This is a genomic window from uncultured Jatrophihabitans sp. (assembly GCF_964251945.1).
Lineage (GTDB): Bacteria > Actinomycetota > Actinomycetes > Mycobacteriales > Jatrophihabitantaceae > Jatrophihabitans.
Genome location: NZ_CAXULP010000001.1, coordinates 97,837 through 110,278, shown reverse-complemented (window position 1 = coordinate 110,278; position 12,442 = coordinate 97,837). Strand labels below are relative to the sequence as shown.

The 12,442-nt window shown below is 72.1% G+C and carries 12 protein-coding genes; 1 reads left to right on the top strand and 11 read right to left on the bottom strand.

The window, feature by feature from the left end:
- Positions 1-57: 57 nt before the first annotated feature.
- From ACFFBG_RS00480 to ACFFBG_RS00455, 6 genes are all read right to left on the bottom strand, one after another.
- A complete protein-coding gene (locus ACFFBG_RS00480) occupies positions 58-732 on the bottom strand; it encodes a histidine phosphatase family protein (protein ID WP_375474520.1) in 675 nt (224 codons plus the stop codon).
- The gene (rsfS, locus tag ACFFBG_RS00475) at positions 733-1,197 is read right to left on the bottom strand and encodes a ribosome silencing factor (protein ID WP_375474518.1); all 465 of its coding nucleotides are present in this window, start codon (positions 1,195-1,197) and stop codon (positions 733-735) included. It abuts the gene before it with no gap.
- Between the two features lie 11 nt (positions 1,198-1,208).
- On the bottom strand, positions 1,209-1,793 hold the full coding sequence (gene nadD, locus ACFFBG_RS00470) for a nicotinate-nucleotide adenylyltransferase (protein WP_375474516.1): 585 nt from the start codon (positions 1,791-1,793) through the stop codon (positions 1,209-1,211).
- Positions 1,794-1,925: 132 nt separating this feature from the next.
- Positions 1,926-3,563 carry a signal peptide peptidase SppA gene (sppA, locus tag ACFFBG_RS00465; RefSeq protein WP_375474514.1) on the bottom strand — a complete coding sequence of 546 codons (1,638 nt, stop codon included), beginning with the start codon at positions 3,561-3,563 and terminating at the stop codon, positions 1,926-1,928.
- 47 nt (positions 3,564-3,610) lie between these two features.
- The gene (locus ACFFBG_RS00460) at positions 3,611-4,846 is read right to left on the bottom strand and encodes a cobalamin biosynthesis protein CobQ (protein ID WP_375474512.1); all 1,236 of its coding nucleotides are present in this window, start codon (positions 4,844-4,846) and stop codon (positions 3,611-3,613) included.
- A 50-nt stretch (positions 4,847-4,896) separates the two neighbouring features.
- The gene (locus tag ACFFBG_RS00455; RefSeq protein WP_375474510.1) at positions 4,897-6,909 is read right to left on the bottom strand and encodes an SDR family oxidoreductase; all 2,013 of its coding nucleotides are present in this window, start codon (positions 6,907-6,909) and stop codon (positions 4,897-4,899) included.
- Positions 6,910-7,108: 199 nt separating this feature from the next.
- Between ACFFBG_RS00455 and ACFFBG_RS00450 the strand changes: the two genes are divergently transcribed.
- Positions 7,109-8,020 (top strand): hypothetical protein, encoded by a 912-nt coding sequence (locus ACFFBG_RS00450; protein WP_375474509.1) that lies wholly within the window; start codon positions 7,109-7,111, stop codon positions 8,018-8,020.
- Here the strand turns inward: ACFFBG_RS00450 and ACFFBG_RS00445 are convergent.
- The 5 genes from ACFFBG_RS00445 to rplU form a co-directional block, all read right to left on the bottom strand.
- Positions 7,936-8,919 (bottom strand): sulfotransferase, encoded by a 984-nt coding sequence (locus ACFFBG_RS00445; RefSeq protein ID WP_375474507.1) that lies wholly within the window; start codon positions 8,917-8,919, stop codon positions 7,936-7,938. The genes ACFFBG_RS00450 and ACFFBG_RS00445 overlap by 85 nt on opposite strands.
- Positions 8,920-9,028: 109 nt before the next feature.
- Positions 9,029-10,120: a glutamate 5-kinase gene (gene proB / locus ACFFBG_RS00440; RefSeq protein WP_375474505.1), complete on the bottom strand. Its 1,092-nt coding sequence runs from the start codon at positions 10,118-10,120 to the stop codon at positions 9,029-9,031.
- Positions 10,117-11,676 (bottom strand): GTPase ObgE, encoded by a 1,560-nt coding sequence (obgE, locus tag ACFFBG_RS00435; protein ID WP_375474503.1) that lies wholly within the window; start codon positions 11,674-11,676, stop codon positions 10,117-10,119. The genes proB and obgE overlap by 4 nt, the downstream gene beginning before the upstream one ends.
- Positions 11,677-11,812: 136 nt before the next feature.
- Positions 11,813-12,058, bottom strand: a complete 246-nt coding sequence (rpmA, locus tag ACFFBG_RS00430) for a 50S ribosomal protein L27 (RefSeq protein WP_375474501.1) — start codon at positions 12,056-12,058, stop codon at positions 11,813-11,815.
- 14 nt (positions 12,059-12,072) lie between these two features.
- On the bottom strand, positions 12,073-12,381 hold the full coding sequence (gene rplU / locus ACFFBG_RS00425; RefSeq protein WP_375474499.1) for a 50S ribosomal protein L21: 309 nt from the start codon (positions 12,379-12,381) through the stop codon (positions 12,073-12,075).
- Between the last annotated feature and the right edge of the window lie 61 nt (positions 12,382-12,442).

Genomic DNA, 12,442 nt, shown 5'->3' with positions numbered 1-12,442 from the left:
GTAAAGGCTTTCCGCCGATAGCAGAACGCTCAACCACCTATGGCGTCGGTCACTTGCTCAGGCGTCGGCGTCGCTCGTCTCGTCCTCGCCCGCCGGCTCGCGCACCGGCAGCGGGACGACCACGCCCGGGACGCCCAGATTGTGCCCGCGCAGCCGCCACCGCGGCTCGTCGCCCTCATGCTGCTCGGCGATCAACTCCGTCCAGTGGCAGTTCGCCAGCGGGCCGAGCGGATGCGCCGACTGCGGGATGCCCAGCAACCCGTTCGTCAGCGCCATCGCCGTCGCGCTGTGGGTGACCAGCAAGGCGAGCTGCGCCGACGGCAGCTGGGCGAACGCCGCCAGCACCCGGGCGGCGACCTCTTCGCGGGACTCGCCGCCCCGTCGGCTGACGTCTCGCCCGGCCACCCAGTCCGCGTACTCGTCCGGATATTGCTGCGCGACCTCGTCGCGGGTGAGGCCCTCCCAGTGCCCGAGCCCGCGCTCGCGCAGCCGGTGGTCGAGCAGCACCGGCAGGCCGATGGCCGCGCCGACGATGTCGGCGGTCTGCGCGGCGCGCTGGGCGTCGGAACTGACCAGCACGTCCGGCCGAATCGCGGCGAGGATCTCGCCGACCTCATAGGCCTGCATCCGGCCGACGTCGTCCAGTGGCGGGTCGGCGTGCCCCTGGAACCTGCGCTCGGCGTTCCACGTGGTGCGGCCGTGCCGGAGCACGACGACCCGGCGCGGCCCCACCTAGCGCCGGTCGGCGTCGCGGTCGGCGACGGCGGCGTCGGAACTCGCGGCAGAGCCCGCGCTGGAGCCGGCGGAAGAGCTTGCGCCGACCGGTCGGCGCGCCTGCGCGGCGTCGGTGAAGGGCAGGAAGGGGCAGTCCTTCCACAGCCGTTCCAGGGCGTAGAACACCCGCTCCTCGGAGTGTTGGATGTGGGCCACGACATCGCCGTAGTCGAGCAGCACCCACCGGCCGTCGCGCTGGCCCTCGCGGCGGATCGGCTTGGAGCCGGCGAGCCTGGCCTGCTCCTCCACCGCGTCCACGATGGCCTCGACCTGGCGTTCGTTGCTGCCGGTGGCGACGACGAAGACGTCGGTGATCGCCAGCCGGTCGCTGACGTCGATGAGCACGATGTCGGTGGCGAGCTTGTCCGCGGCCGCCTGCGCGATCGTCGTCGCGAGCTGGGTCGCTTCCTCGGTCGCCGTCACGACGAGCCAGTCTACGTGCGGTAGAGCTCGTGCTTGTTGATGTATTGCACGACGCCGTCCGGCACCAGGTACCAGACGGGCCGGCCGTCGGCCACGCGTTCGCGGCAGCCGCTCGAGGAGATCGCGAGCGCCGGCACGTCGAGCAGCTGCGCGGCGTCGATCGGCAGGTGCGCGTCGGACAGCTCGTAGCCCGGCCGGGTCACGCCGACGAAGCGGGCGAGCTGCAAGGCGTCCTCGGCGTCCTTCCAGGACAGGATCTGCGCGAGCGCGTCGGCGCCGGTGATGAAGAACAGCTCGGCGCCGGGGCGCAGGTCGGCGATGTCGCGGATCGTGTCGATCGTGTACGTGGGGCCGGCGCGGGCGATGTCCACCCGGCTGACCCAGAACCGCGGGTTCGACGCGGTCGCGATGACGGCCATCAGGTAGCGGTGTTCGGCCGGGCTGACCCGCCGTTCGGTCTTCTGCCACGGCTCGCCGGTCGGCACGAAGATGACCTCGTCGAGGTCGTAGAGCGACGCCACCTCGCTCGCCGCGACCAGGTGGCCGTGGTGAATGGGGTCGAAGGTGCCGCCCATGATCCCGACGCGCCCGGCCATGGAAGGAGATCGTACGGTCGCCCGCCGTGCCAACGACAAGCGCGGCGTCAGACCAAGCGCAGCGTCAGACCAAGCGCAGCGTCAGACCAAGCGCGGCGTCAGACCAAGCGCGGCGTCAGACCAAGCGCAGCGTCAGACCAAGCGCAGCGCCGGCATCGAGAGCGGACCGCCGAACGGCAGTTCCAGCAGCTGCGCGAGCGCGGCGAGCTCGCCCCAACCGGCGACAGCCCGGGCGGCCCGCGGGTCCTCGCTGGACGCGGGCCGGCGCAGCCGCTCGAGCGGGGACACGCGAACCGCCGGCCGCACCGGCGCGTCCGGCCGCAGCCCGCCGCGTTCGCGGGCGATCCGCGCCGCGTCGCGGATGCCGCCGAGCTGGTCGACGAGGCCGTTGCCGACGGCGTCCGCGCCGGACCAGATTCGCCCGCGCGCGACGTTGTCCACCGCGTCGACGGACATTCCGCGGCCGTCGGCGACCTTCTGCACGAAGTCGGCGTACACCCGGTCGAGCATCGCCGACAGCCGCTCGCGCTCGCCGTCGGTGAACCCCTCTCGCAGCGAGTACATCCGCGCGCTGCCGCCGCGGGCGACCACGCCGGTCGTCAGGCCGAGCCGGGCGAGCAGCTCCGTGAGGACGATCTTGCCCCCGAGCACGCCGATCGAGCCGGTGATCGTCGTCGGCTGGGCGAGCACGACGTCGGCCGGGCAGGCGATGTAGTAGCCGCCGGAGCCGGCCAGCGCGCCCATCGACACGATCACCGGCTTGCCGGCCTCGCGGGTCAGCACGACCTCGCGCCAGATCGTGTCCGAGGCGACGGCCGACCCGCCGGGCGAGTCCACCCGGAACAGCACCGCGCGCACCTTCTCGTCCTCGCGGGCGGCGCGCAGGGCGGCCGACACCGTGTCGCTGCCCATCCGCCGGCCGCGCGGGCCCGAGCCGCTACGGCCGCCGGCGATCTCGCCGTGCCCCTCGACCAGCGCGACGACTCCGCCGCGGCGCATCCGCTGGGCCGGCGAGCGGCGCGGGGACCACCGGTCGGCGAACAGCAGCTCGACCGCGCCGAGCCGTTTGCGCAGGTCGCCGTACACCTCGTCGCGATAGCCGACCCGGTCGATCAACCCTGCGTCGAGTGCGTCCTGCGCGCTCAGCGGCGCGGTGTCGGCCAGCTCCCGAACCTGCTGCTCGGACAGCGAACGACCGGCCGCGATCGCGGTGACGCCGGTGTCCCACGTCGACTCGACGATCCGGTCGACCGCCTCGCGATGCGCCGGGGTGAACTCCGTCTGCATGATCCGGTCAGCCGCCGATTTGTACTCGTGCCGCTTGTCCAGCTGGGGCTCGACGCCGAGCTTGTCGAGCGCGCCGCGCACGAACGTCGTCTCGGCCGCGACGCCGAGCAGGCCGAGCTCGCCGCTCGGCTGCAGCCAGATCTCCGCGCAGCCGGTCGCGAGGACGTAGTCGACCGTGCCGTTGCCCTCGCCGAGCGACTCCGCCCAGGCGAGCGTCGGCTTGCCGCTGGCGGCGAACGCGACGAGGCCGGCGCGCAGTTCCTGCATGACCGCCCACGGCAATTCCGCTCCCCCGACCTTGACGATCAGCCCGCGCACCCTTGGACTGTCGCCCGCCTCGTGCAGCGCGCGCAGCACCGCGCGCAGGCGGGGCCGCGACCGGCTGCGCAGCTTGCCCAGCACGTCCTCCGGCTCGACCTCAATCGGAGGTATGGTCAGATCAAGCTCGAGCAACAACGGGGCACGTCCGGGGACAGCAGGCATGCACGCCACGCTAACCGCTGCGCTGACCCTGACCGACGGACGCCTGATCAGCCCTCGCGGCGCGCTGCGATCGCCTGCTCGTCGCGCTCGACCAGCACGTCGACGACGGTCGCGCCGGCCAACGTCCAGGCGGTGCGCGACGCGCTCGACAGGTCGTGCCATCTGATCGGGCCGCCGTGGGCGAGCTGCGGGTCGTAGGGCACTTCGCACACCGCCCGGGTGCGGGCCGCGAAGTGCGCCAGCAGCTGCTCGCGCACCGCCCGGTCGGTGGTCGGGTCGGCCGCGGTCAACACGGTGACGGCGTTGGCCGCGAGCTGCTCGCGGCCCGTCTGCGCCAGATGGTCGAGCACCCACGAGCCGCTGTACCCGACGTCGCGCTGATAGCTGGACACCACGACGACGGCGTCGGCCGAATTCACCGCCGCCTGCCAGTTCGGGGAGCGGACGTTGTTGCCGGTGTCGACGACGATCATCCGGTAGAAGCGCTGCAGCACGGTGTGCAGACGCTGGTACTCCTGCTCGCCGATCTGCGACATGTTGCCCGGATGGTCGTCGCTGACCAGCGCGTCGAAGTGCGCGTCCGGTTGCGAGCGGACGTAGTGGCCGAGGTCGCCGACCCGCGCGTCGAAGCGCTCGAAGGCCGCCAGATCGCCGAGCAGGTCCCACGCGGTGGTGCGCCGATCGTCGGGATTGGCCACCCGAACGGCGAGCGTGCCGCGGGTCTCGTTGTCGTCCCAGCCCACGACGTAGCCGCCGCGGTGGGCGCCGAACGCCGCGGACAGGCAGATCGTCGTGGGCGTCTTGCCGGCGCCACCCTTGGGTTGGATGACGACGACGGTCATCGGCCGGGAGAAGCTGCGCCGGATGCGGAGGATCGCGTCCCGGAACGCGCGCTCCCGCCGGCCGGCCTTCGGCTTGAGCAGGCCGCCGGTGCCGCGGTGCACCTTGCCGCGCCACCCCCAGCTGGCGGGCTCGGCTGTCTCCGGCGCGTGATTCGGGACGAGCAGGTCCTCCGGCCGCGGGGTCGCCGGCCGGACTACGGGCTGCGCGGGCTGGCGCGGCGAATAGGGCTGGTCGGCTGCGTAGTGCCGCGCACCGCTCAATCCGCGTTGCGACGGCGGCAGGAACGGCACGGGCACGTCGGACCCGCCGGCGCTCGCCGGCTCGGTGTGCAGCGGGGGGCGCGGGTATTGCTCCGCCACGGACTCAGCGGGCGAGTCATCGGGCAGGCGGCCGTCGCTGTCGCCCGTCCTGGGCTCGCTGGGCTGGCTGCCGTCGCTCATCGTGCCAACCTATGCGCACCGAGCGGCTCGTCGGGCCCAGCCGTCGCTCGCTACCAGTGCACGCCGCGCAGGATGTGCGCGAACGCGACGCTCTCGGTCGACGGCTGCTGCCGGTCCTTGCCGCTGTGGGGCTTGTCGCCGCGCGCCGCATGCGAGTCCGGGAACAGCTTGTAACCGGCGTTCAGCACGACGTCCACCCCGCGGGGCGCGATCTGGTACGCGAGCTCGCCGGCGTTGCCCATCATGGTCCCGACCTTCTTCGGCTTGCGGATCATCGCCTTGCAGATGAGATCGGCGGCCTCGGCCGGCGTCATGGTCGGGAACCGGTCATACATCTTCGTCGGGGCGATCATCGGCGTGCGGACCAGCGGCATGTGGATCGTCGTCAGGTGCACGCCGTCGTCGATCACCTCGGAGGCGATGCAGCGCGAGAACGCGTCCAGCGCGGCCTTCGAGGCGACGTAGGCGGAGAACCGCGGGATGTTCGTCTGCACGCCGATCGAGCTCACGTTGAGGATGTGCCCGCCCCGCCGGCCGTCGGCGCTGCGGCCGCGCATCACCGGCAGCAGCGCCAGGATCAGCTTCACCGGCCCGAAGTAGTTCAGCTGCATCGTCCGCTCGAAGTCGTGGAAGCGGTCGTAGGACAGCGCGATCGAGCGGCGGATCGACCGGCCGGCGTTGTTGACCAGCACGTCCACCCGGCCGTGCTCCTGCAGCACCTCCTTTGCCATCCGCTCGATGTCGCTCATGTCCGACAGGTCGCAGCGGTGGACGAACGCGGTGCCGCCGAGATCCTCGATCTCGATCTTGGTCTGCTCCAGCTTGTCCGCGCCGCGGGCGACGAGGACGACCTTGCCGCCGGCGGCGCCGACTCGCAGCGCCGTCGCGCGGCCGATGCCCGACGAGGCGCCGGTGATCATCACGGTCTTGCCGCGGATGGCGCGGGCGAGCAGCTTGTCCTTGCGCCGGTCCGGGCTGTAATTGCGCTGCCAGTACTCCCAGAGCTGCTGGGCGTACATGGCGAACGGCGGGACCTCGATGTCCGAGCCGGCCAGCGCCGCCTGGGTCTTCGTCGAGTCGAAGTGCGTGGGGTAGGTGAGGTAAGCGAACATCTCCCGAGGTATGCCGAGTTCGGCGAGCAGCAGATCGGTCGCCTGGCGCGTGCCCGGCAGGCTCGTCAGAGTCGCCGTCAAGCGCGCCGGCAGCGCGTCGAGCACTCGGGCGTCGAGGTTGAGCGCGGGCTGCGGCGCCTTCGCGGCCTTCGTCAGCGCCTTGAGCACGCCGGCGACGGTCAACGGGTCGGGGTCGATGAGGTGGAACGTCTGGCCGTCGAGGTCGGGCTGGTGCGCCAGGTAGTCCAACGCCTGGGCGACGTAGTCCACCGGCACCATGTTGATCTCGCCGCCCTCCACGCCCACGGTGCGCAGCCAGGACGGCGCGAGCCCGCGGACACGCTGGATCGCGCGGAAGAAGTAGTACGGCCCGTCGATCTTGTCGATCTCACCGGTCTGCGAGCTGCCGACGACGACGCCCGGCCGGTAGATCCGCCAGGGCACGGTCGTCTCGGCCCGGACGACGGCCTCGGACTCGTGCTTGGTCTGGTAGTAGGGGTTGTGGCCGACGTCCTCGGCCTCGTCGAACATGTCCTCGGTGAACGTGCCCCGGTACAGCCCGGCGGCGGCGATCGAGCTGATCTGGTGAAAGTGTTCCGCCCCGACGGCCTCGGCCAGCTGCAAGGCGTGCCGGGTGCCTTCGACGTTCGCGGCGCGTTGCGTGTCCGCGTCGGCGGTCAGGTCGTAGATCGCGGCGAGGTGGAAGAAGTGCTCGACCTGGCCGGCGAGCCGGTCGACGTCGTCCTGGTCGACGCCGAGCCGCTCCGCGCCGAGGTCGCCGACCACCGGGACGATGCGGTCGTCGTCCGCGCCCAGCCGCGCCTTCAGCTCGTCCAGCTTGTCCAGCGAGCTCGCGCGGACCAGGCAGTGAATGGCGCCCTCGCGCTTGAGCAGCTCGGCGAGCAGGAACCGGCCGATGAAGCCCGTTGCGCCGGTGACGAAGTAGGCCATCTGCTCTCCTGGGTCGAACCGCTGTTCGACCCAGTGTTGTGCACATCACGTGGCGGGTCCAGCCGGACCGTCGCGATCACCCACCCCCACACGCCGAAGTCGTCCTCGCTTCGTCGGCGCACGGCCCGACGACGCGAGGACAACTCGCGCTGGACGGGGGTGGGCCGGCACGATCGCGGCAGTCGATAGCCTCGAGGACGTGACTCAGGCGGCCGAACTGCTCGAACTGCTGGCCGATCCCGCCGCCGAGGTCGTCGTCGAGCCGCCCGGATCGGGGCCTGGCTACTGGGCGGGCGCCCCGTCGGCGGTGTGGTCAGCCGGCGGGTATTACCTGGCCTACCGGCTGCGCCGGCCGGTGACCGAGGGCCGCGGCTACGCCAACGTCGTCGCCCGCTCGGACGACGGCCAGTCGTTCGAGACGGTCGCGACGGTCACCAGCGAGCAGTTCGAGTGCGCCTCGCTCGAACGTCCCGCCCTGGTCCCCCTCGACGGCGGCGGCTGGCGGCTCTACGTCGCCTGCTCGACCCTCGCGTCGAAGCACTGGTGGGTCGAGGCGATCGACGCCGACGAGCTGGCCGACCTGGCCGACGGCAAGCGGACCGTCGTGCTTGCCGGCGGCGCGACGAGCGCATGGAAGGACCCGGTGGTCCGCCGCGTCGGCGGCGAGTGGCAGATGTGGTGCTGCCGGCACCCGCTCGACGGCGGCGAGGACGAGGCCGACCGGATGACCAGCGTCTACCTCACGAGCGAGGACGGGCTGACGTGGGACGAGGGCCCGACCGCGCTGTCGCCGACGCCAGGCAGCTGGGACGCCCGCGGCGCGCGGATCACCAGCGTGCTGCGCAGCGGCGCGCAGTGGCTGGCCTTCTACGACGGGCGGGAGAACGCCGCGCAGAACTGGTTCGAGCGGACCGGGATCGCGGCAGGCGACGACCCGTCGAGCTTCGTGCCGATCGCCGGCCCTACTCCGACGGGCCGTACCTTGCGGTATGTCTCGCTGGCGGAGACGCCGACGGGCACCCGGCTCTACTGGGAGGCGTCGCGCTCGGACGGCGCCAACGATTTGCGCACCGCGTACGTGCCGCGCCCGCTGTCGCCCAGCCAGTCCTGAAACGAGCGGTCCAGCAGCCGCTCCAGCAAGGCGACGTCGTCGGTGAACTGCGCGACGAGCTCGCGCCGCACCCCGACGTCGAGCTTCGGGCGATGCGCGTCGCCGCGGTGCAGCGCAGCGAGCAGCGGCCGCGACGCCTGCCGCCACGCGTCCGGCGGCAAGAAGCTGCCGACGGCCGCGCCTGCGCGCACGAGCCGGCGCAGGCCGGCGTTCACCGCGTTGGGCCCCGCCCAGGCGGACACGTTCGAGCCGGGGATCGAGGTGACCACGCCCTGCGCGACGCCGAGGAAGCCGGTGATCGCGTCGAGCGTCTGCGCCGGCTCGTCGATCAGCGCCCGGTAGCGGACGACGTGCACCTGCTCGGGCGGGAAATGCTCGTGCAGATGCCGCAGCTGCTCGCCGTAGCGGCCGAGGCCGAGGTAGCGCCAGAACGGCGCCCACCCCCGCGCGGCGCGTCTCGGCTCGAGCTGGCAGGCGCGCAGGAAGTCGGCTTCTGGCTCGAGGCCGTCCGACCGCAAGTGGGTCCAGTTGGAGTAGGCCCGGTCGACCGGATCGCGGATCACCGCGATCAGCTTGGCGTGCGGGACGAGCCGCGCCATCCGCTCGTGCGCCGCCGTGTCCCAGAGGTAGAACGGCGTGCTCTCGCCGGTCAGCGTGCCGGGCGGCGCCGCGTCGAACAGCCGCTGGTAGCGGTCCTGGCGCCAGATCCACTCCTGGGCGCTGTGCGCGTCACCCGGCCCGCGCTGCTGGGCCCGGCGCGGCCGGCGGCCGTCGGTCAGGAAGAACTTCGGCTCTTTTGGCTGCGACAGGTAGAGCTGCGGGTGCTGCTCGAGGGCGACGTGCAGCGCCGTGGAGCCGGCCTTCGGCGCGCCGATCACGATGAAGTCCGGCCACCCCATGAGCGGACTTTAGCTGTCCAGCCGTGCAGGCAGACGTCAGTGGTCAGTTACCGCCCTCAGTGGTCAATTACGTCTGACCACTGAGCTCGCAGATGACCACTGTCGGCGATCAGAGCAGGACGACGTCGTCGCGATGCATCAGCTCGCGGCGGAATTCGGCGGGTAGCTCGCTGGTCTTGTGGCCGAGCAGCGGCGGCAGGTCCGCCGCGTCATAGCCGACGAGGCCGCGGGCCACCGGCACGCCGTCCGGACCGACTAGGTCGACCGGCTCGCCGGAGTAGAACTCCCCGCGCACGGCGGTGACGCCGGCCGGCAGCAGCGACATCCGCCGCTGCACCACCGCGGCCACCGCGCCCGCGTCGAGAATCAGCTGGCCGCGCGGCGTGGTCGCGTGCCGCAACCAGAACAGCCGCGACGCGCTGCGGTCGCCTGCGGCGGAGAAGACCGTGCCCGCCTGGCCAGCCATCGCGTCGGCGATCCGGACGGACGCCGACAGCACCACCGGGATGCCCTCGCTGGTGGCGATCGCGGCGGCGTCGATCTTGGTCAACATCCCACCGGAGCCGACGTGGCTGCCGGCGCGCGACACGTCCACCCCGGCCAGCTCGGCCATCGACGTGACCTCCGGGATGAACTGCGACCCGGCGGCGCCCGGCCTGCCGGTGTAGAGCCCGTCGACGTCGGTGAGCAGCACCAGCGCCTCGGCGTGCACCAGGTGCGCCACGAGCGCGGCGAGCCGGTCGTTGTCGCCGAAACGGATCTCGTGGGTCGCGACGGTGTCGTTCTCGTTGACGATCGGGATGACGCCGAGGGCGAGCAGCCGCTCGAGCGTGCGGTCCGCGTTGCGGTAGTGCCCGCGCCGGTGCAGGTCGTCTGCGGTCAGCAGCACCTGCCCGACGCGCAGGCCGTAGCGGGCGAACGACTGGCCGTAGCGCTCGGCGAGCAACAGCTGCCCGACGCTGGCCGCGGCCTGCTGGGTGGCGAGGTCGCGCGGGCGCGTCTTCAGACCGAGCGGTCCGATCCCCGCCGCAATAGCGCCGGAGGACACCAGCACCACCTGCCGGCCGTCGGCCACCCGCGCGGCAAGCGCGTCGACGATCGCGTCGAGGCGTTGCGGATCGAGCCGGCCGCGCGCGGTGAGCGACGACGAGCCGACCTTGACCACGATGCGCCGGGCGGTCGCGACGGCCGGGCGGCTCACTCGTCGGCCACCCCCACCGCACCGTCTCGCACAGCCGCGACGTCTCGCACAGCCGCGCCGTCTCGCACAGCCGCGCCGTCGGCCACGGCCGCGCCGACCGGCTCGGTGATCGCGGCGTCCGCGTCGTCGTCCCACTCCCCCGAACGGCGCGCCTTCTTGGCGGCGAGCCGTTGCTGCGCGCGGTTGCGGGTGTCGTCGGCGAGCCGGACGTCGTACCCGCGGCGGGTCGGCGTGTAGGCCGAATCGTCGACGCCGCCGGTCGGTTCGAAATCGAAGGTGACGCCGCCGATCGTGACCGCCGCGCCGGGTTCCGCGCCCAAGCGGGCCAGCTCGTCCTCGACGCCGAGCCGCTTGAGCCGGTCGGCGAGGTAGCCGACGGCCTCGTCGTTGTCGAAGGCGGTCTGCCTGATCCACCGCTCCGGCTTCTCGCCGCGCACAACGTATCCGCCGGAGATCTCCGGATCGGCATGGATCGTGAAGCCGCTGTCGTCGACCGCCGTCGGCCGCAGCACGATGCGCTGGGCCTCCGGCGCGGGCCGCGCGGCGCGGTCCGCGGCGACCGCCTCGGCGAGGGCGAAGGTCAGCTCGCGCAGGCCGTCGTGCGACACCGCGGAGATCTCGAAGACCCGCAGCCCGCGCGCCTCGAGATCGGGCCGGACGAGTTCTGCGAGCTCACGCCCCTCGGGCACGTCCACCTTGTTCAGCGCGACGAGCCGGGGCTTGGCGAGCAGCTCCCCGAACGTCCCGGCGTACTCGCCGAGCTCGGTCTCCAGAGCGGTGAGGTCGCTCAACGGATCGCGGCCCGGTTCGAGCGTGGCGCAGTCGAGGACGTGCAGCAGCAGCGCGCATCGCTCGACATGCCGCAGGAAATCCAGGCCGAGCCCCTTGCCGGCGGCGGCGCCGGGGATCAGCCCGGGCACGTCTGCCACGGTGAAGGTGACGTCGCCGGCGCTGACCACGCCGAGGTTCGGCACGAGCGTCGTGAACGGATAGTCGGCGATCTTGGGACGCGCTGCGGAGATCGCCGCGATCAGGCTGGACTTGCCGGCGCTGGGGAAGCCGACGAGCCCGACGTCGGCAACGCTCTTCAGCTCGAGCACGAGGTCGCGGGATTCGCCGGGCTCGCCGAGCAGCGCGAAGCCGGGCGCCTTGCGCCTGGTCGAGGCGAGCGCCGCGTTGCCGAGGCCGCCTCGACCGCCCCGCGCGGCGACGAACCGCGCGCCTTGGCCGGTGAGATCGGCGAGCACCGTCCCGGCCTCGTCCAGGATTACCGTGCCATCCGGCACCTGCAGCTCGAGGTCGCCGCCGTCGGCGCCGTTGCGGTGGCTGCCCGCGCCCTGCTTGCCGTTGCCGGCCCGCTGGTGTGGGTGGTGGTGGAAGTCGAGCAGGGTGTGGACGTTGTTGTCGACCGTCAGCACGACGTCCCCGCCCCGGCCGCCATCGCCGCCGTCGGGGCCGCCGAGCGGCTTGAACTTCTCGCGGTGGATGGACGCGACTCCGTGCCCGCCGTTGCCCGCGCCGACATGCAACACAACCCGATCAACAAAACTAGCCATCAAAACCTCGCGCTGGAACAGTCAGGCAGCGACGAGTCGGAACCTCGGGCTGGAAAGAGACAACAACAGAAAAGTGGCGGGGAGGCGGGCGAGTGGCGGGGAGGCGGAGGAGTCCCGGGGAGGCGGACCGGCGACCCTAAACGATGTTTACTGTCTTGCGGCCGCGGCGGGTGCCGAACTGCACTGCGCCGGCCTCGAGGGCGAACAACGTGTCGTCCTTGCCGCGGCCGACGCCGGCGCCGGGGTGGAACTTGGTGCCGCGCTGGCGAATGAGGATCTCGCCGGCCTTGACCACTTGGCCGCCGAAACGCTTGACGCCGAGGTACTGCGCGTTCGAGTCGCGGCCGTTGCGGGAGCTGGATGCGCCCTTCTTGTGTGCCATGTCGTCGCTCTTCCCTACTTGCTGATGCCGGTGACGCGGATCTGGGTCAGCGGCTGACGGTGGCCCTGCCGCTTGTGGTAGCCGGTCTTGTTCTTGAACTTGTGAATACGGATCTTGGGGCCCTTGGTCTGCGCGACCACCTCGGCGGTGATCGTGGCGGCCGACAGGGCCGCGGCGTCGTGGGTGACGGCCTCGCCGTCCACGAGCAGGACGGGCGCGAGCGCCACCTCGGCGCCCGGCGCGGCATTGAGCTTCTCGACCTCGATCACATCGCCCTCGGCGACCTTGTACTGCTTGCCGCCGGTCTTGACGATGGCGTACATCGCGGATCCACTCCTTGCTGGGATTGCGGTGCGGACTGCGAATGCGCCCGCTCGCGTTCAA